This window comes from Ruminiclostridium hungatei (genome assembly GCF_002051585.1).
GTDB lineage: Bacteria > Bacillota > Clostridia > Acetivibrionales > DSM-1351 > Ruminiclostridium > Ruminiclostridium hungatei.
The window spans coordinates 83,747-104,022 of the sequence record NZ_MZGX01000006.1; the positions used below are offsets into that span (position 1 = coordinate 83,747).

Annotated in this window: 14 protein-coding genes; all 14 read right to left on the minus strand. The window is 43.1% G+C overall.

Annotated features, from left to right (window positions below):
• Positions 1-23: 23 nt before the first annotated feature.
• Entirely contained in the window at positions 24-995 is a 972-nt protein-coding gene (locus CLHUN_RS05875; RefSeq protein ID WP_080063651.1) for a carbohydrate ABC transporter permease, read from the minus strand.
• Positions 996-1,006: 11 nt separating this feature from the next.
• The gene (locus CLHUN_RS05880) at positions 1,007-1,873 is read right to left on the minus strand and encodes a carbohydrate ABC transporter permease (RefSeq protein WP_080063652.1); all 867 of its coding nucleotides are present in this window, start codon (positions 1,871-1,873) and stop codon (positions 1,007-1,009) included.
• Entirely contained in the window at positions 1,870-4,167 is a 2,298-nt protein-coding gene (locus tag CLHUN_RS05885) for a DUF5696 domain-containing protein (protein ID WP_080063653.1), read from the minus strand. Before CLHUN_RS05885 ends, CLHUN_RS05880 begins: the two co-directional genes overlap by 4 nt.
• Complete coding sequence (locus tag CLHUN_RS05890) at positions 4,164-6,293, minus strand: YIP1 family protein (RefSeq protein WP_080063654.1); 2,130 nt, start codon at positions 6,291-6,293, stop codon at positions 4,164-4,166. Before CLHUN_RS05890 ends, CLHUN_RS05885 begins: the two co-directional genes overlap by 4 nt.
• A 17-nt stretch (positions 6,294-6,310) precedes the next feature.
• Positions 6,311-7,222, minus strand: a complete 912-nt coding sequence (locus CLHUN_RS05895) for a carbohydrate ABC transporter permease (RefSeq protein ID WP_080063655.1) — start codon at positions 7,220-7,222, stop codon at positions 6,311-6,313.
• The gene (locus CLHUN_RS05900) at positions 7,219-8,154 is read right to left on the minus strand and encodes a carbohydrate ABC transporter permease (protein ID WP_207559141.1); all 936 of its coding nucleotides are present in this window, start codon (positions 8,152-8,154) and stop codon (positions 7,219-7,221) included. Before CLHUN_RS05900 ends, CLHUN_RS05895 begins: the two co-directional genes overlap by 4 nt.
• Positions 8,144-11,065 carry an extracellular solute-binding protein gene (locus CLHUN_RS05905; protein WP_080063751.1) on the minus strand — a complete coding sequence of 974 codons (2,922 nt, stop codon included), beginning with the start codon at positions 11,063-11,065 and terminating at the stop codon, positions 8,144-8,146. The genes CLHUN_RS05900 and CLHUN_RS05905 overlap by 11 nt, the downstream gene beginning before the upstream one ends.
• A gap of 83 nt (positions 11,066-11,148) precedes the next feature.
• Positions 11,149-12,261, minus strand: a complete 1,113-nt coding sequence (locus CLHUN_RS05910; RefSeq protein WP_080063657.1) for an ABC transporter ATP-binding protein — start codon at positions 12,259-12,261, stop codon at positions 11,149-11,151.
• A gap of 49 nt (positions 12,262-12,310) precedes the next feature.
• Complete coding sequence (locus CLHUN_RS05915; RefSeq protein ID WP_080063658.1) at positions 12,311-13,408, minus strand: ABC transporter ATP-binding protein; 1,098 nt, start codon at positions 13,406-13,408, stop codon at positions 12,311-12,313.
• 29 nt (positions 13,409-13,437) lie between these two features.
• Positions 13,438-14,826, minus strand: coding sequence for a 2-hydroxyacyl-CoA dehydratase family protein (locus tag CLHUN_RS05920; protein ID WP_080063659.1), 1,389 nt, complete (start codon positions 14,824-14,826; stop codon positions 13,438-13,440).
• On the minus strand, positions 14,823-16,019 hold the full coding sequence (locus CLHUN_RS05925) for a 2-hydroxyacyl-CoA dehydratase subunit D (RefSeq protein WP_080063660.1): 1,197 nt from the start codon (positions 16,017-16,019) through the stop codon (positions 14,823-14,825). Before CLHUN_RS05925 ends, CLHUN_RS05920 begins: the two co-directional genes overlap by 4 nt.
• Before the next feature lie 41 nt (positions 16,020-16,060).
• Complete coding sequence (locus CLHUN_RS05930; protein WP_080063661.1) at positions 16,061-17,449, minus strand: 2-hydroxyacyl-CoA dehydratase family protein; 1,389 nt, start codon at positions 17,447-17,449, stop codon at positions 16,061-16,063.
• A 62-nt stretch (positions 17,450-17,511) separates the two neighbouring features.
• Positions 17,512-18,864, minus strand: a complete 1,353-nt coding sequence (locus tag CLHUN_RS05935) for an ABC transporter substrate-binding protein (RefSeq protein ID WP_080063662.1) — start codon at positions 18,862-18,864, stop codon at positions 17,512-17,514.
• Between the two features lie 80 nt (positions 18,865-18,944).
• Positions 18,945-20,267 (minus strand): ABC transporter substrate-binding protein, encoded by a 1,323-nt coding sequence (locus CLHUN_RS05940; RefSeq protein ID WP_165755677.1) that lies wholly within the window; start codon positions 20,265-20,267, stop codon positions 18,945-18,947.
• Positions 20,268-20,276 lie beyond the last annotated feature (9 nt).

Sequence of the window (20,276 nt, forward strand, 5' to 3'; positions counted from 1 at the left end):
CTGACACCCCTTATTTGAGACTTTTATTCCACCATACCCGTACGTCCTACACCTTCCACAAACCAGCGCTGTGTGAAAGTATATACTATCAGCACAGGCATGATGATCAGAAAGGAGGCAGCCATTTTTATGGGTTCGGCAAGAATACTCGGACCGGCCTGGTCTGCTTCAAGAGCCAGCTTTGCAGCCAGTCTCGCCGAGCTTATGGACAGTGGCACGTCCTGTGCCTGAAACAGATACATTGTGGGAAAATATGAGTCATTCCAGTTCCACACGAATGAAAACAAAAATACAACAATGATGGCCGAAGAGGAAATGGGAAGCATGACCCGGTAAAATATCCGGAACACGCTGGCACCCTCCAGGCGGGCTGCTTCTTCCAGTTCTTTGGGCTGGGTGGAGAAAAACTGGCGGTAAATAATTACAAATAATGAACCTCTGAGACCATGCCCGAAAATAGCCGGAATAATCATTGGCAGGTAGGTATCCAGCCAGTTGAATTGCTTGAAAAGCAGTATTGTGGGCAGAATAATTACCTGCGGAGGAAGGATAAAAGTGAAAATCAGTGCAATAAACCAAAATTTCTTAAAGGGAAATTCCAACCGTGCAAATGCATATCCTGCAACGGCACAGGTTATAACCTGCAGCCCTGAAATCAACAAAGAAACCGTGACGCTGATTGTAAAAGAGGTCGGATATTTCAGAAGCTGAAACGCATCCTGCAGATTGCCCCAGTACAGCGTCCGCGGCACCCATATTACCCCGGGGTCCAGCAAGCTGCCGGCATCCTTGACCATTGTGGTCGCCATGTACAAAACAGGTCTCATATAGATAAATGCGGTATCGATTAAAATCACATACATAAGCAGCTTAAAAACATACCCCTTATCCGATTCTTTCCCCAATAAATCATACCTTGCAATACTGATCAATTTATTAAAAATAAATTTTTTCCGGCTGTTTGCCGGCCTGTGTCTGACGATAATTTTCTCCATACGCCCTCCTTCTAACGATTTCCTGCTGTTAATTTGGTTACCCTGTTATAAATCAAAAAGATTATACCTAAAAGACTTAAAACTATTGTAAGATAGATCCATGCCAGGGCACTGGAAATACCGTAACTGCTTGTATTAACCTTACTGATTATGGGATTTTCCGGGAAAGTAAACAAATCCACCACCGTATAAATCAAGTTCAGAAAAATAAATGGAGAAAGACCGGGAAGTGTAATCTTCCAGAATGTTTCCCAGGAACCTGCCCCATCAATACGTGCAGACTCATATACTGACGCAGGTATGGTTTGCCTGCCTGCAATAATAATTACAATCTGCATTCCCGAATACCACAGGACCATAACGAAGGAACTTATAAGGTTTGCAATGGGAGCGCCCCATGCTTCGGGAAGATATGTATTGATATAATAGACCACATTAAACCTTTCCACAAAAGACAGAGTACCTCCCCCTTGTGAAATGAACTCATTAATAACCTGACCGGAGGAGAAAATAACCGGAAGAAAAAATATGGAACGGAAGAAGGTTCTTCCAAACAGTTTTTGATTCAGCAAAATACCCACTAAAAGAGAAAATACAACAATGATGGGTATCATCATAATCATCTCTTTCAGGAAGGGCAGCAAATCATTGTATAAAAGTCCTCCGTCCACCAACAGGATTTCGCGGTAGTACTGCAGACCCACCCAAATATATGTGATACCGCTTGCAATAATTTTCACCTGATGAAAGGTCATATAAAAAGAATACAGCAGCGGAAACGCTACAAAAGCCAAAAAACCTATGGCCCACGGTGCAATGAACAGAGAGCCTTCCAGCTTTCGAAGCGCAGCCGAACTTAAAATATGTTTTTTCTTCATGGCTTTTTCCCTCCCTCAATGGAGATAAAATCCTGTCCGGGTACTTGAATATTTCCATAGGAGTACGGATTCTCATTATAGTTCACTACTATTATCTTCCCGCCTTCATAGGTAATCTCCGCGACACCTGACACCAACCTGCGGTGTCCCATAATCATTTTATCCTGCAAATCGGCAAAAACCTGATTATAGCGTTTATATTCCTCATATGCCTTTGTTTCCCATTCCCGGTAGTCCATACTGTAATAGTTGGTCGAATATGCTCCGAACATATCTGAAGAAGCGCTATCCGTAAATACATAACTTGGATATGCTCCATATTCGATACCCTTTAAAAACCCGGTACTGAATTCCTCCCGGAAATTTGACCAATCCGATGTATAGGTTATCAAACCGTGAAGTACAATCTGCGCAAATGGGACTGCTTCATCTTCAAACCAGTCATAAGAATAATCATCAGCTAAACGGTCAATATGATTTACCTGCTCCAGGGCGTAAAAATTTGCTTTCGCAGCCGATACGCCGCCAAGTGCCTGTTTAACCTGACGCAGTACATCTTCCTGAAGGGTTTTGACTTCACTGCGGTTTGCTTTATACCGGTTATTAAAATCACTATTTAAAAGGCTTCCGGTTCCATTGTCAAAATTAATTCCATCGGCACCCAGTTCCTGATATTTCTTTAAATCTCTTAATATTGTTTTTGCTTCAAATCTGGGACTGGTTTGAGTAATTATGTCTCCATTGGAGTAGTTCTTCTGTTCCAGAAGAGTCCCTCCCATGTCCTGCAAACCGTGATACCTGGAAATAAACCCATCACCGCCGTTATTGTTCTGGCTGTATATGGAATTCAGATACACAGGTATTTTCAAAGAATGGGCAAATTCAATAAATTCCTTCATCCCTGTGCTGCCGCCAAGCCGGGAATCCACAGGAAACAGTCCTCCATAAGAGCTGTATCCTCCTTTTTGCCAGCCGGAATAAATAACAGTCATATTGTCAATTCCCATATCATATAGACTTTTTATCATTTGAGCCGCCTCAGAAGTTGAAGTTCCTTTCAGATAATGATCCCAAATCAGTCCCCGCTTTACATCAGCACCTACAATGTTTACAAAAAATGGGGTTTTGTCCGATTTAGGCCTCAGTACCTTCAACTTTTTTTCATTCATTAAATACTCCCGGTATTTAACTGCCATTCCGGTATAATCACTCCTGGATTCTTCCAGAGGATAATATCTGACAGAGCGTTTTGGCACACTAAACCGTTTTTTGTTATACGTAAAAAATCCGGTATTATTTGTATTACTTGTATTCTGATAATACTTGACCCTGTATTGCCATTCGGGCGTAACCCAATAAGACTGTCCAAATGCCCCTCCTGACGCGGCAAACAGCTTGGCATACTCCTCTCCCTCAGTTATCACTCCCACAAAAGCCTGATTTGCAGATTTTATACCAAACACCGGCATATTTACCGGATTTCTTGAAGTACTCTCATTGTAAAAAGCACTGTCCCTGCCATAAACGGTTTCAAGATAAACAGAGCTGTCATTGGTATTGCTCAAATTCTCCTTAAACCTGACCAATGCACCCGAACCATCGGGCAGAAACAGGTATCCCTCCTGTCCGTATGCAGGTTCTGCACCGAACATGGGATACAGCTTTAGGCTGATTAAGTTTAATTTGACCTCCTGAATACTGTCATCTATAATCGTTGTCTCAATATAATCGTCCTTCAGCTTCACCTCTACAGGGATTTTGAACTGTGTTCCGGAGAAGTGAAAAGTAACCCTGAAACCCTCCCCTGTTATCTTAAAATTCTCAAGCTGTCCGTTGTCCTCCGACCAGCTTATAATTTTGGATTGTGCTTTAAAGTCGGCAAGGTCAATATACTCAACCATTGCAGGGGAAAGCAGATTATTCTTCCACGTGCCGGTAATGGTTTCTTTTGACCATTGTTCAGGATCAGGATATGACCTCCATATCCGGCCGTTTTGCTTGCTTTCCAGCTTGAAGTGCGCTGTTTCGTTATCCACCCACAAACGGAATTTGGAGGATTGCGCCGCCAGGATGAATTTATCTTCGTCAGGCAGTTGTATTGTCCTTTTCGCCCCTGCAACCGGCTGCACAGCATTTGTACCCTGGCTGTCTGCGGTTTGGCTGTTTTGGGATTCACTTGAATAAATTAATGTTTTATTTATTAAAGGCACCACCTGAAAAACAATCAGCAATATCCCCGGTATTATTACAGAAATTATGACTGCAAGCCGGATAATATATGGTTTTTCCTTCAACGGATCCTCACCTCCATATATATAGATTTGATAAAGTCCACCAACTCACTGCTGAGTCCGAACAATATAAAGATTAAAAGACACATGATTAACATGGTTACAAGCGACAATAGGATATTTACCGCTGTCTCTCCTATACTGTAATTCTGTAAGGCCTGTACCTTGCTGAAGACAAGAATGGCAACCCAAATGACCATAGCTGTCTGAAAGAAGTAAAAAATGGCTCCTTCATTAAGTGACATGGCATTTGAAAGCAATGTCAGAGGCAGACCTATCAATACCAGCGGAAACAACGCATAGGAGCTTCCGTATACAATGTCCCGGAATCGCGCCTCCCCTTTGTAAATACTTCCCATAAGATAATTTGAAACCACCCAGCCCGCCCAAATCGCCAGAAATTGTACAATGATTATAACCAGGTTATTGTCCAGGATTTTGGAGGGATTGAATGTAAAACTCGTTTCAACTCTGATAAAAGAATACGATACAAGGGAAAGGGTCAGAATGATAAAGCTGCTGAGGAAGCCTCCCCTGGCCTCATAGCGTATGGCACTGAATCCGTCGAGAGGATGTCTCAAAATAACAAAGGCCTGGTTCAGCTGAATAATCAGGGGATGTTGGAAGAACCTCCACTGCCGCCATGTACTTCCCTTCTTTTTTCCTCTTATCCTTCTTGCAACGTATGGCAGTAAAAATATTATCAGCAGTACATTCATTAAAGTAGCAAAATGCTTCTGGAACCAGCCCAGACGGTTTTGCCAGAAAGAATCTGAAAAGCCTGTGACATTTCCTGCTTCCATAAACAATTGCTGTGCTCTGGTATATTCCTCTTTTTTATAAGCCGCTTTTGCCAGCCCCAGAGTAGCAGGCGTATAATAGGCATTCAGGCGTTTCACTTCCTGCCAGGGTTCTTCACTGTCCAGATAACGGCCCTCCTGGGTTAATTGGTTAGCTTTATGCACCATAGCGCCAAATTCGGACAAACGGAATTTTTGTACCACATTGTTGCCTTCATCCAGTATAAATAATTCATTTTTTGTGTTATTTGCAACAGCCGAAGGAGTCTTAACCAGGCCGAACTTTGAATTGGTGGCGGAGGTATCTCCCCCCCAGAAGAACAGCAGATTTCCATTGCAATCATATTGGCTCACATACATCAGCGTTGAATCAATAACTGTAATGTTGCCGTCACTGTCCACAGAAAGGTCACTCAGTGTGGGCTTTTCTCTGCGGGACGTATCATCATCTTTTTCACCATATTTTTTGGTTATTTCGGCACCTGAATCATCAATACTTGCAAGCAAATCCTTTCCGGCTACATTAAGTTTTTTGACCTGCCCCGATTCCACGCCATTGGTCACAGTATAAATAAAACCGTCGGTATCGATGGTAACACTGGTAACCGAACCTGGCAGCTTTCGTATCTCTTTGGCATACATTTCCCTGCTGTAGAGGGTTCTCTTTACAGCATCCATAACCGAAAAAGCCGCTCTGTTTGCACCAAAGAAATTTTGAAAATTCCCTTCGGGATCAAGCTGCAGCAGCCCTTGATAACCACCCATGGTAGCTATATACAGGAAACCGCGCTTATCTGCTATAAGCTTGATTGGGTCGTATTTAAAATCCTTGCTTAAAAATTTCGTATCAGGACGTGTAAATTCACGAATAAAGCTTCCCTCTTTATCCAAACGTACAACCCTGTGATTTCCGGTATCCGCTATGTATATATCGCCATTCCTGCTATCCACAAACAACCCTTGGGGCTTGCTTAACGGGCTCTCCCTGACAGCTATCACACGTATGAGCTTTCCATTTTCATCAAGCTGGACAACTCTATTGTTGCCGGTATCAGCTATGTAAATATTATCTTTATTGTCAATAAACAAATCCTTGGGCTTTGAAAGCGGTGAATATATTTTTTGAGCCGGCTTCTCAGGGTCGGGAATATATATATCCTTTCCAAAGGTATCCGATGGAATATAAGCCGGTTGAGTCATGATCTGGCGATTGAAGGCATCCCTGTAGCTGGTATTATAAGGAACTGCAGAAAATGCCAGCGTGGGCCATTCCACTATTATTAAAATAATAAGAAGGACAAGCAGACTTTTTTGTATTTTTGAACGCAATCAATTCTCCCCCTCTTTTATTCCGATTTTTTTCCGCTTTTTTCACTGCCCTTTATCCCTGAATGAGCCATGGTGGTAATCATTTTCCCCTGGAAAAACAGGAATATGAACAGATTTGGTATGAACATAATCAAGGCTGCCGCTGCCGCTGCTCCCTGTCTTGCAACATTGTTGGTCAGATTATTGGTCAGTGTGGAAAGAAAATAAGCAAAGTTTTTCATTTCATCATCCTGCATGAACAGCGTGGAAGTCTCAATATTGGACCAGGAGGCTTGAAAGGCCAATATAGCCACTGTTGCCACAGCCGGCATACAGTTTGGAACAATAATGTACAAAAAAACTGAAAACTCTTTTGCCCCATCCAGATAAGCGGCCTGAATCAATTCATCAGGTATCTGATCTATAAACTGCTTCATTAAAAATACACTGACCGGCATTGCCAGAAGGGGTAAAAAATGGCCAAAATATGTATTCATGATCCCCAGTTTGCTCACTACAAGATATCTGGGAATCTGCACCGCCTCGGGTGCAAACATCAACGTCAAAATTATGATTGAGAAAACAATTTTATGCCCGGGAAATTTATGCTTGGATATGGGATAAGCACATAAAATACTGACAAAAGTAATACCTACTACAGAACCCACCGATATGAACACACTGTTGAACAGGTATCTTGTGATGGGGATAGCCGAAGATGCCGCCACCAGAAACAGTTCGTTAAAATTCTGAGAATTCGGATTTCTCACAAAAATGTTGGGAGGGTAAATGAACAATTCGGAATATGGTTTCAGAGCATGGTTGAAAATATATACAATGGGCAGCAGCATAAAAACTGAGAATATGACCAACTGTATGGTAATCAATATTTGAAATCCATCCATTACCGGTAGCTTTAATAGCTTTAATAGCTTTATTATCTTCTTCATCCTTCATCACCTTTCGGACCAAACAAACTCCAGCAGAATTTGTTTGAAAAATACATCAAAATCAATAGAAACACTGATGTGGCAGCAGCATATCCCATTTCAAAGCGTATAATGCCGTAATCGTTAATATGGTTGATAATCAAGTAGCCGGCATATTGGGGAGTGGGATTTTGCCCTGACAACTCCACGCCGATAGCTCCCGATTTGAAAGTATTGACTATGGCCATAACTGCACCGAAAAGCATTTGTGGTTTCATTGCGGGAATAGTTATATACCATATCTCTTTCAGCCTGCTTTTCACTCCGTCTATTCTTGCCGCCTCATACATATCCTGTTTTACGTTAAGAATGCCCGCCAGCATGGCAAGAAAGCCGACTCCCATACTTGACCACAGCGAAACTGCAATCATTGAGTTCATAAGATAGTCTTTGTCGGTCACCCACAGCCTTGGTTCATCAATCATGCCGATCTGCAGCAGAATACTGTTCAAATAGCCAATGCGGTCTCCCGTCAGCAAAGGCAGCCAAACTATGGACATTGCAATTCCCATAGTCAGAGACGGGCTGTACATTGCAAGGGAAAAATATTTCCTGAGGCGTGCCGGAAGCTGGGATATCAGCCAGGCCAGAATAAACGAGGCCACGTAACCTCCCGGTCCGGTAATAATGGCAAACTTAAAGGTATTCGGCAGGGCATATTTTAAAAACAGCAAATCCTGGGATATGAGATTCTGGTAGTTGGTCCAGCCGATAAATTTCGGCGGCTCAATTGCATTGTAATAAGTAAAGCTTAATCCAACCGCCACGATAATAGGTACCAGTATGAAGGCAATAAAGCACAGCATAAAGGGTGTGATAAATGCGTAAGACAAACGGTATTCCCATATCACTGAAAAAAAGCGTTTGAATCTTTTCCCCAAATTACTTAACATAGTCATCTACCCCTTCCCACGGTTTTAATACGGTAGGCAGCTTCAATGTTTTCAATGGTTTTCCGTCTTTATCAATAAATCCGAATTCCTGCTGTTTACGCCTTAACTCCCTGTTAATGTCAATAACGGCTGCTTCCAGTGAACTGCGGTAATTTATACGGTCTACTACAGTCCGGTTCCATGCATTATTTATTTCAATATCCAGTCTATAGCCTCCGGGCAAGTTGGGTAAATCCCTGTACCATCTCCACTGTTCCAGAATGACGTCAGCATCCTCCTTTGCCCACGGAAGCTTAACGAAGGCTTCTATATTGGCAGTATTCCAACGGAAGGCAATACCGTTGAAGGCTTCAATATTGGAACCATATTGCTCCTGTACATCCGCAGAAATCCACCACTTCATAAAATCCCATGCCTGCTCCTTCTTATGGGAGGATTTAAAAATGATTCCTGCTGTCTGCCCGCCTCCTGCCCAACGGGTAATGGTGCCATCCTCCTGTTTTGTACCCGGGATCAGGGCTATCCCCCACCGTCCGTGCAATTCAGGAGCTGTTGCTGCAAGCCGGATGTACATATTGTAATCTGAAATACCTATGGGCATTGTGCCGTCGCGGAAATGCTGGTAGAAGCTTGGTACTTCAAGTTCAAGCGCGTGAATATTGAACAGATCGGTCCATTGTTTGAAGGCTTTGAAGGCTTCCGGCGTGTCAAGTGCAGTTTTTAAGCCGCTTTCATCATAAAACGCTGCGTTGTTCTGGTAAAAATACGGTATATATGCCTTTGGATTGACGTAGAAATTCATATAATTCTGCTGTAATACAGGAAGTAAATCGTATACCTCCTCCCAGGTCTGCGGTATACTTAAGCCAAGTCCGCCCAGAATATCCTTCCTGTAATACAGTACTTGGAAAGATTGGGTTTCAGGTACTGCATAGTATCCTTTATTGTAGTAAAAAGGAAGCCATGAGCCCGGACTGTACTTCTTATATATATCCTGAAAATCATCGAATTTCGACAAGTCATAGGTACTGTTGCGTATTGCGTAGTCAATAGGCAGATCCTGTGTCAGTCCAAGGGCTATATCGGGCTGAACACCGGCCGCATTGGACAAAACCAGCAATTGTGTGTTGGGCAGCAAATTCACTTTTACTTTCGTACCTGTTTGGGGTGTAAACTGCTCATTGGCAAGCTCCTGAATCTCATCCACATAGTCCTTGCCTCTGAATACCCACACATTCAGCACCTTATCATCCATATTTCTCAAGCTGTCCTTACTTTGAAAGGAATAAAAGAAATTCAGAATGGTTCCCCTTACTTTTTCTAAAAATGAAGCCTTCATTTTGGAGAAATCCTGCTCTGCAGGTACTATATGGATTTCATCCAGCTGCAATTGCTGCTGTTCCAAAATAGTGATATACTGGCTTATTTCATCAGCCATAATAGAAATCTGATCCCTGTGGTACGGAATGTCATTTACTTTTTCCAGCAGCTCCTCAATATCTACAGCCCTGACTTTAAAGCTCTGACTGATGGAATCAGGTCTGCCATTGGCTTTTATTATCTGTTTGGACAACTCCAGCATGCTGTTTTCAGCAAGTTTTAACTGATCCGTCAGATCAGGGAGTTCCTCTTTTATATTCCAGGTACGGTTTTTATCCTCCCTGCCGCCGGTCAGAGCCCTTAAGTCCTGGTCAATGCGGTTCAGACTGCTCAGCAAATCCTCAATTCCAACAATAATAGTTTTAAAAGGGGCATGTGTAACCGCCATTGAAAGGGTATGCCTGCCTTTCTCCAGATAAAGCTCATATGCCTGGCCCTCAGGGTCTTTCAAAACCGTACCTTCCCAATCGGAGGAATAAGGAAACCGGTACTCCAGGAACTCCTGAAAAGGAACTTTACCATCGATTTTTATTGTACGGTAGGACGCTTTCTCAGAGACTATATTCTGCAGCGTCCTCATAGCAATTTTATACTTGCCCGTCTGGGGAATATCAAATTCCCAGGTAACTTCCTGATTCTGATAACGCCACTTTTGTCCGCCCAATGTATTAAAGGTGATATTTCCCTTAGACACAGGTACGCTTCTAATATCGGTATCTGATACCATTTGGATGGCCGAGCTGTTTTTGGACTGAAAGTCTTCAGCCTGTATAGTCAATGCTTCAGCTTTGACAGGTTCTGTTTCAGGATAGGAAGCAGCCGCTTCCTTATATGTACTTAACCTCTCCGGAGGAGCAATATTGACAGTTTCCAGGGCTACCGGTTCAGAGCCTGCCAGGCGCAGCGTATGAGTGCCTTTGGTAATATACCACTTAAGGGGTTCGGAATATGCTCCTCCGGAATCTCTGAAAGGAGTTGTATTCCAAGAAGAGATTTCAAGTGATTGAGGGCGTATGTCATCCCCCTCATCATCTTTCTTGATAGGCCGTGCATCCTTCCAAAGGCGGCACAGTGTTATGGAACTGGACTCCCGGAACTGCCGGCTGCCATCTATGGTGACATCCCATATTATCGCACTGCGAAACCCGGTTCCTGTAATGGGACAATATGAGGTACTTATCTCATACAAACCATCCTCAGGAGCGGTAAATTGGAATTCCACCCAGCCGTTGCCGTTTCCCTTCCAGAGCAGTACATTGTTTTTACCGTTGTAACTGCCTGCTGCAATATTGCTGTCATCAGAAGATTTCACTTTATCTGCCGCATTGATCCTTATAGATGCAGCAGAATATTTTATGTTTTGCTGCTGCCAGGTTTCCAGCACATTTAAATAATATGGCTCTACATCGTTGGATTTTATCCGCATATTATCAGGTGGATTTTCCGCCTGGACCTCTTTTGTCTCCGAAGCCAAAATTGCTGCGCCATTTAGCAGAAGAAAGCAGCCCATTCCTGCAAAAACCCCTATCATGAAGATAGTCCTTATGTGTTTATAATATTGTTTCAATGAATGAATGGAAAACAACTACTTCACTCCTAACAATTAGTTAATCCTTATTCAATCAAGCGTTCACCTGTCTCTGAGTTAAAAAACAACACCTTTGACATATCCAGCGCCAGGCTCACCACCTCATCAGGCGAGAAGGCAGCCGACGGATTGACACGAACTACCAGCGGCTGTTCTTCTCCTATATCCAAATGGAGGTACCGGTCAGCTCCCATGAGCTCGCCAAGCTTATATATCCCTTTGATTGTCACCTCAGAAAACAGCACCTCCAATCCGATGTTCTCCGGACGGATACCAAGTGTAACCACCCGGTTCACCTGCTTGTTTTTGATTACCGCACGTACGGCGTTTTCAGGAATTTCCAGAGCAAATCGGTTGGTATGGAATTCCAGTTTTTTTGTTTTACTGTTTTCAAGAATACGTCCTTTTACAAAGTTCATCTGAGGTGATCCGATAAAGCCGGCAACAAAAGTATTGCACGGTTTTGAATAAATCACCTCAGGAGTATCCACCTGCTGAATGACGCCGTCTTTCATTACAACAATCCTGTCTCCCATGGTCATGGCTTCAACCTGGTCATGGGTCACATAGACAAAGGTTACTCCCAGTGATTTATGAAGTTTAATGATTTCGGTACGCATCTGCACCCTCAATTTGGCATCCAGGTTGGATAGCGGTTCATCCATAAGAAAAACCTCCGGATTGCGGACAATTGCCCTTCCCAGAGCAACACGCTGTCTCTGGCCTCCGGATAAAAACTTTGGTTTGCGGCTAAAATACTGTTCAATCTCCAAGACACGGCCAACTCTTTTCACGGATTGTTCGATTTCATGTTTGGGAGTTTTGCGCAATCTCAGTCCAAAAGCGATATTTTCAAAAACACTCATGTTGGGATAAAGGGCATAGTTTTGGAACACCATGGCAATATCACGATTTTTGGGCGGCAAATTATTAACCAATGTATCACCGATATAGATCTCTCCGTCCGTGATATCCTCAAGCCCCGCTATCATACGAAGGGTGGTGGATTTACCGCAGCCCGACGGACCTACAAAAACTAAAAACTCCTTGTCTTTAATCTCCATATTGAAATCTTTAACCACAGCATGTTTTTCTTTACCATATATTTTATATAAATGATTGATTAAAATTTTTGCCATAACATTACCTCCATGCGTTTGAACCAATGCTTGATTTCATCCCGGCTCATTAATTGGCTATCCTCTGTTCTGTACGCGCATCAAAAAAATGCAGCCTGTCGGTATCAAAGGCCAGCTCTACATTTGATCCCACCTTGATGATTGATCGTGAATTTACTCTTGCAACAACTTTTTTCTCTTCTAATGATATGTGCAGGTATTTTTCGGCTCCTGTCAGTTCCACCAGCTCCACTTCCGCTTGAACTCTGTTTCCAAAAGCTAAAGAGTTCTGATGGATGTCTTCAGGTCTTATACCCAATATCACTTTTCTCCTTATATTCTTGCTTTCCCTTAAATGTTGAGCCTGGATGGAAGGGATGGCAATCTTTATTGCTTGATTGTAAAAATAAAGACGCTCTCCTTCCTCAATTAATTCCCCTTCTATGAAATTCATGGGCGGCGAACCGATAAAACCGCCTACAAATATATTAACCGGCTGATCATATACTTCCTCGGGAGTGCCCACCTGTTGGATCACACCGTCTTTCATAATGACTATCCTGTCTCCCATGGTCATGGCTTCTGTCTGATCATGGGTCACATAAATAAAAGTTGTTTTAAGGCGCTGATGAAGATTTACTATTTCGCTTCTCATCTGTACCCTCATCTTGGCATCCAGGTTTGATAAGGGTTCATCCAGAAGAAATACTTGCGGTTCTCTCACGATGGCCCTGCCAAGAGCAACTCTTTGCCGCTGTCCCCCCGACAGTGCTCCGGGTTTCCTTTGAAGATATTCTTCAATTTCCAAAACCTTTGCTGCTTCCCTTACACGCCGGTCTATCTCTTTTTTAGGTACTTTACGTAGTTTTAAATTAAAAGCTATGTTATCATAAACACTCATATGCGGATATAAGGCATAATTCTGAAATACCATGGCAATATCCCTGTCTGCCGGCACTACATTATTAACCACCCGGCCGCCAATATATATCTCTCCGTCAGAAATACCCTCAAGACCGGCAATCATGCGTAATGTAGTTGATTTTCCGCAGCCGGAGGGACCCACAAAAACAATAAACTCCTTGTCGTTTATCTCCAGATCAACTTCTTTTACAACCGCTGTATCATTATACCGTTTCCATAGACGTTCAATTTTTAAACCTGCCACCTTAACTACTCCTTTTGCATACAAACTAATTAAACCATTTCGATAAAGGCATTCACACGATTTTGCTCCTGTTCGTGCTGAAGTCCTCCCAACTCACGTTCAGAAATAAATGTAGGCAATCCTGTTTCACGCTTTATTACGTCGACAATTGCTCTCGAAACCGCTGCCTGCGTATTGCATCCCCAGTTGTGAATGAAAATGACGCCTTCGGCCCTGGATCTTTTAATTTGTTCTACCGTCCACAAAGCTCTTTTTTCAATGCTTTGCTCATATGGATATTCCAAAGTTGCCTTGGCCAGATTATAGTACGGGTCTCCCTCTTCATCCACGATTGTAGTCAAATGGCTCCACATATTGTCCGTTCCTACTACAATTGCGCCCGATTCTTCACTTCGATAGTTATTTAAGCCCACACAGGAACCCAGAACAAACAATCTCTTGGGATTCTCAGCCACACCATGTCCCCTGACGCCATTTTTCACACGCTCTTCAATTTCTTTCCTGGCTTCTTCCAGTACACTTAATGTGGCCTGTGCGTCGCCATGCGCTTCCAGATTGCCAAGTGTAACAAGCGAACCCCTGTCGCCGCCGTTTGTGGGGGGCACATCTGCCGACCACCACAGGTCGGCAAGCTCTACTGCCAGTCTGCGTCCTTTGTTATGCAGCTTTATTGATTCTCTCAAATCTTCCTCGGTGGTTTCCTTGCCGGTGATTTCATCCAGTGCTTTGGTCAATCTGCGGAGATTTTTTGCAAAATACTCGATGGCCCACTTTTTATCAGCCTGATGGCGCATTGGAAAATCGGCAAGAAACAGTTTGACATCCTTATTCGGTCCATGCCTGTGAGCTTCCAATCCATAGGAAACATCCGAGCAGCGCAGCACGGAATATGGAGCAACTATATCCACTCTTAAATCCCCGGCCTGTATCTGTTCATAACCGCCTGTCTGACAGGCTTCAAAACTCATATCGTTATAGGCTCTTTCTTTAATACCCCTGGTTCTCAAATTCCTTTGATAAATGGTCTCCCCATGTGTTTTTCCCGCATACCAACTGTTAATCAAAGCCGGCCTCAATGCAATCGTATCGGCAGCCGTATAAGGATCCACCGCCTGCCCCCCTTGAATGAAAGCAATGGTTTTGCCCTTGTCCTTTGCCTTTTCCATGCGTTCACTTAACGTAAGGCTCAGGTACTGGGCTTTTAAGGAAGAGATCAGTGTTTCATCCCTTGTTCCCCTGTTTCCCTGATAAAGGTTGATTTCAAAAGAATTTGGATATTTTGCGGGACCTTCCACAGTCAGATAGTGCCATATTTCCTCCGGTGTCACTTCTGTACCGTCATCAAATTTAATATTCGCACTGTCTAAAAATCTCTCTTTATTTTCTTCAGAATATCTGAACAGTTTCTTGTCACTCATGCGCTCACTTCCTCTTCACTTTCTATTGTCTGATTTCTGATCATTTCAACAAAGGCTTCCACCCTTGTGCGGATAGCTTCGTAATCTGAGCCGGCATACTCCGTATGTATCTCCAACAGCGGGATTCCGCTTTGTGCAAGTACATCCTTTGTTTCCTTGGCTTTAAAGGTATATGGGTCGCAGTAACGCAAGGTATGGTAAATAACACCCTGTGCCTTATACTCATCCAGCAGCCCATGCAGCTTTTTAAGGCGCTTGTCGGTTTTCAGTTCCAGATAAGGCAGTGCGCCATGAGGTGTACGGTTGAGATAACCGAGTGCTATTCCTTCGGGTGATATTTCTTTGATATTTAAATCCAGGTAAGGAATAATACCTGTCCAGATATCATCTCCCACAATCCTCCCGCCCAGTGAGGTTATTATGTTTATAAGTTTACGGTCTCCACGTGGAATCACACTTCCTGAAATGAAAATTCTTGCTTCGCCTGCTTCCTGTTCAATGTCTATGTAAGACTGCTGTTCCTTCAGTTCGGCCAGAGTTTGCTGAAGCAGTTGCAGATACTCCTGCTTATCAAGTACATATCCTGCCTGGATAAGGTCATATACCTCCAGCCATGATATGACATTGCCTTTTGATGCCTGATATTGATATATTTCTTTCAAAGCCGCACGTATTTTGTTGAATAAATCCACAGCCTCCGCCAACTTTTTCTTATCCACCGATACTCCCGCTCTTTCCTCAAGCAGGCGGGTAAACTCTTTGGCTTCCTGTGTAAAATATTCTATTGCTTCCTCCCAATAGACATTTCGGGGTACACCTAATACAACCACGTCCCTCTTGAAAAAGTACTCGATTACCTCCGCAGCACGGAAGTTTTGAAGGCAGGTTGCATCAAACGCAAGCACATCCGTCTCCTGAATGTATGGATCGGTATTCTCTGCAAACGCACCTACTATTTCTCTCAGAAACACACAGGTCTTGCTGGATGCGTACCTTGCTCCCACTTCCACCAGTTTGCTGTCTCCGCCCACACTGATGCGTATTGGAATAAATCCCAGGGAGTACGCAACTTCCTCCGGAATATGGTAGCCTATCCAGCCCAGCACCTTCTTACCATTTGCTCTTTCTTTTTTTAATTCTTCAGGACGCTCTTCCACACGTCTTCTTATAATATCCAAAGTTTTAATTGCCATCTTTTCTTACCTCTTTTTATTTATTTTTTGATTAATTTAATTTAAAGCATCTCAACAAAGGCGTTCACCCTGTTTTGTTCCTGCTCATTTGAGAGACCACCCAATTCCCGCTCGGAAATGAATGTGGGAAGACCTGTTTCACGCTTAATTACATCTACAATTGCCCTTGAAATTGCTGCTTGAGTGTTGCAGCCCCAGTTGTGAAGAAAAATAACCCCATCCGCTCTGGACTTCTTTATTTGTTCGACAGTCCAGGCTGCTCTTTTTTCAATACTTTGCTCATATGGGTATTCCAGGGTTGCTTTGGCCAGATTGTAATATGGGTCCCCCTCTTCATCCACCAGTTTAACTACATGACTCCAGTGATTGTCCGTACCTACCACAATGGCGCCGGCATCTTCGCTCCTGGAAGCGTTGATTCCCACACAGGAACCCAACACAAACAATCTTTTGGGATTGTCCGATATTTTATGGCCCTTAACGCCCTTCTTCACTCTCTCAGCTATTATATTTTTTGCTTCCTTTAATACACTGAGAGTAGCTTGAACGTCTCCGTGACCTTCCAAGGTACCCAGTCCGAAGAGAGCACCCCTCTCACCGCCTGTCGTGGGAGGAACTTCGGCTGACCACCAGATTTCAGAAGCCTCTATAGCCAGTTTCCGGCCTTCGTTATGAAGCTTGATTGAATTTTTGAGGTCCTCTTCGGTGGTTTTCTTACCGGAAATCTCATCCAGTGTTTCAATCAGCTTGCGGATATTATGGGCAAAATATTCTATGGCCCATTCCTTATCTGCCTGAAAACGCATGGGATAATCGCCTAAAAACAGCTTTACCTTGTCATTGGGACCATGCCTGTGTGCCTCCAGACCATAGGAAACATCCGAGCAGCGCAGTGCAGAGTACGGAGCTATGACATCAACTCTCAGATCTCCTGCCTGAATATGTTCAAAACCGCCGGTCTGACATGCTTCAAAGCTCATGTCATGATACGCTCTTTCCTTGATGCCTTTCGTCCTTACATTTCTTTCATAGACAGTCTCGCCATATTTTCGCCCGCTGTTCCAATTGTTAACCAGCGCCGGCCGAAGTGCGATTGTATCTGCTGCAGTATAGGGATCTACTGCCTGCCCGCCTTGAATAAAGGCCACTGTTTTGCCTTTATCCTTTGCCTTCTCCATGCGTTCACTCAAGGTAAGGCTCAAATACTGGCTTTTCAAACCTGTTACGTATTTTTCGTCCCTGGTTCTCCTGCTCCCGCGCAGCTCATTAATTTCATAAGCATTAGGGTATTTCACAGGTGCCTCAACGGTCAGGTAATGCCAGATTTCCTCCGGAGTCACTACCGTCCCGTCATTGAAGGTAATATTATCGCTTTTCAAGAATTCTTCCTTATTCTCTTCCGAATATCTAAAAAGCTCCTTTCTGCTCATACATTACAACCCCCTTTATTTGAATTTTTAAAGCAGTGCAGTTTTTCCCGATTGATAACCTTTTATTTTCCTGCTACTTTCAACTGGTCAACCTTTTTATTGATTTTTTCTTCCAGATTCCGAAGCGCAGTATTGACATCCACATTTTTCAACGCTATTTCCTCATAGGTTTCCTGTATAAATCCCGTAACATCACCTTCATACGGGTGTGCTTTATGAAAAATCCGAGGCTCGGCTTTAAAAACATTTGCTGTATTAACTCCCTGGAGTGATGGTACATCAGCTCCAAATTCCTTTTCCAGCTCCTTGTTTTCAATGCATGGTACGCGGCCGTTTCTTGCCAGCAGCCGCTGGACCTCATCCGACAGTATGTAGCTGATTACCTGAAAGGCTTCATCCTTGTGCTTGCTTTGACTTGAAATATACCAGGTGTGCATGGCAAGCTCGGATCCCTTTCCAAAGTTCTCTTCAAAAGCGGGAGGCGGCACAATATCATAATTGATAGGTTGTCCTGCGGCACGTGCATCCTCCAGATCCCCTATCAGATTTGCCAGCGGAGCAACACGCATGGCCAGATTTCTCGTTTTAAGGAATGAGTTTTTATCATATATATATTTATCACCCTGAACATACCCTGGCACTTCAAAGCTTGACTTTACAACATCCAGAACTCTTTTCCACCCGGAAGTGTTCACCGTTGCTTTTCCCGTCTCAGAGTCCAGCACTTTCAATCCAAGGCTCTCATATATCCTGAGAGGACCGTTTTCCAGGTCAATACCCACATAATTTATGCCATTGTCTGTACGAGTCAGCTTCCTGCCGATTTCAACAGCCTTTTCCCAGGTAATTTGCTCATCCGGGGGATAAGGAACACCAAACTTGTCAAAAATATCCTTGTTATAATACAAAATGGTTGTATTTATGCTGAATGGAAGCGTGAATATTATCCCCTCATTCGTCTGATTTTTAATGGAATCAATAATACCGGACTTCAAACGGTTCAGATCAAAATTGTGCTTCTTGATCAAATCTTCCAGATCCTGAAGAAGACCAAGCTTCTGGTATTTATGATAATTCAGTCCGTCGTAAAAAAAGTCTGGAATATTGCCTGTTGCAATAACCTCATCCAATGTAGCAGTAGTAGCATTGGTCCGGATTATAGTTATATTGGGAAATTTCTTTTTCAGAGGCTCTTCGATCAGTTTTTTGTATTCACTGTCAGTAATGTTCTGACTTTGATACAAATTCAGCGTAACGGGTTTTTGGTCTGCTGATGTGGGTCCATCAGTTGACGAGGCTGATTCTGAAGCTGCCGAATCCGGTTCCGAACCCACCGCACCGGCTTGTTTGCCTGTGCATCCTATCATGAAAGCCAGCAGAAAAATAATTATTACAGAACTTATTAACCTTTTCATATTTTCACACCGCCTTATATTATGTATGCCTTTAATTTTTAAGCTCTTCAAAACTACAGTTTATCCGGATTGTATAACCGCTATTTGCCTGCAACTTTCAACTGATCTATTTTTTTATTGATTTTTTCCTCAAGATTACGCAGTGACGTATTCACATCCACATTGCCTATAGCCAGCTCTTTATACGCATCTTTCAAAAATGCGGCAACTTCTGTTTCATAAGGATGGTCTTTTGATATAGGCTGAGGCTCTGCTTTGAATACATTTTGAACATTTAAGCCCTGAAGTGCCGGCAAATCTGCTCCGTATTCCTTTTCAAGCTCCGGATTCACAATTGCGGGGACTCTGCCGTTTCTTGCCAGAATTCTCTGAACCTCATCGGACAAAATGTAGCTGATTACCTGGAAGGCTTCATCCTTATACTTGCTCTGACTGGTAATGTACCAGGTATGTATACTATATTCAGGCCCTTTTCCAGGAGCTTCCTTGAAGGTGGGAGGCGGCGCAATTCCCCAATTGATGGGTTTGCCTGCAGCAAGGAGATCATCCAGCTTTCCTACCATGTTTGCAAGTGGAGCAACACGCATTGCCAGGTTTTGCGTCTTAAGGAAGTTGTCGATGTTATAAATATAATTTTCTCCCTGGATATATCCCGGCACTTCAAAGCTGCTTTTTACCACATCAAAAACCCTTTTCCAACCGGGATTACTCACTACTGCCGCTTTTTCTGTTTCAGGATCTATCAATTGCAATCCCAGACTTTCATATATCCTGATAGGACCATCTTCTACATCAAGTCCCACATAATTTACACCGTTATCGGTGCGTGTCAGCTTCTTTCCAAGCTCGATTGCTTCTTCCCAGGTTATTTGTTCATCTGAAGGATATGGGACACCAAACTTATCAAAAATATCTTTGTTATAGTACAAAATTGGTATGTTGGCATTAAACGGCAAGGTATAAATATTTCCGGTTTCCGACTGATTCTTGATGGATTCGAGAATACCAGGTTTAATACGGTTTATATCAAAATTATATTTTTTAATAAAATCAGCAAGATCATAAATAAGGCCAAGTTTTTCATAAGCATAATATGAAGTTATATTGCCGTAAATAAGATCCGGTACATTGCCGCTAGCTATAACATCTTCCAAGGTAAGGTTTGAGGAACTGGCACTGGTTCTTATCAGCGTAATCCAGGGAAATTTCTTTTTGACCGGCTCTTCTATCAGCTTTACATATTCGCTGTCGGTAAGAGTCAGATTTTGAAATATCTGCAATGTAACCGGCTTATGCTCTATTGACGGATTTCCGCCTGCCGGAGCTGTGCCAGCTTGTTTTCCGCACCCTATCAATGAAGCCAGCAGTAAAATAATCATCAGTGTATTTATCAACTTTTTCATAAACTTTAC

Bases quoted from the DNA above. Each gene is read 5' to 3' on its own strand.
- CLHUN_RS05875 (WP_080063651.1), bottom strand. From the start codon at position 995: ATGGAGAAAATTATCGTCAGACACAGGCCGGCAAACAGCCGGAAAAAA.
- CLHUN_RS05880 (WP_080063652.1), bottom strand. From the start codon at position 1,873: ATGAAGAAAAAACATATTTTAAGTTCGGCTGCGCTTCGAAAGCTGGAA.
- CLHUN_RS05895 (WP_080063655.1), bottom strand. From the start codon at position 7,222: ATGAAGAAGATAATAAAGCTATTAAAGCTATTAAAGCTACCGGTAATG.
- CLHUN_RS05900 (WP_207559141.1), bottom strand. From the start codon at position 8,154: ATGTTAAGTAATTTGGGGAAAAGATTCAAACGCTTTTTTTCAGTGATA.
- CLHUN_RS05905 (WP_080063751.1), bottom strand. From the start codon at position 11,065: ATGATAGGGGTTTTTGCAGGAATGGGCTGCTTTCTTCTGCTAAATGGC.
- CLHUN_RS05910 (WP_080063657.1), bottom strand. From the start codon at position 12,261: ATGGCAAAAATTTTAATCAATCATTTATATAAAATATATGGTAAAGAA.
- CLHUN_RS05920 (WP_080063659.1), bottom strand. From the start codon at position 14,826: ATGAGTGACAAGAAACTGTTCAGATATTCTGAAGAAAATAAAGAGAGA.
- CLHUN_RS05925 (WP_080063660.1), bottom strand. From the start codon at position 16,019: ATGGCAATTAAAACTTTGGATATTATAAGAAGACGTGTGGAAGAGCGT.
- CLHUN_RS05930 (WP_080063661.1), bottom strand. From the start codon at position 17,449: ATGAGCAGAAAGGAGCTTTTTAGATATTCGGAAGAGAATAAGGAAGAA.
- CLHUN_RS05935 (WP_080063662.1), bottom strand. From the start codon at position 18,864: ATGAAAAGGTTAATAAGTTCTGTAATAATTATTTTTCTGCTGGCTTTC.
- CLHUN_RS05940 (WP_165755677.1), bottom strand. From the start codon at position 20,267: ATGAAAAAGTTGATAAATACACTGATGATTATTTTACTGCTGGCTTCA.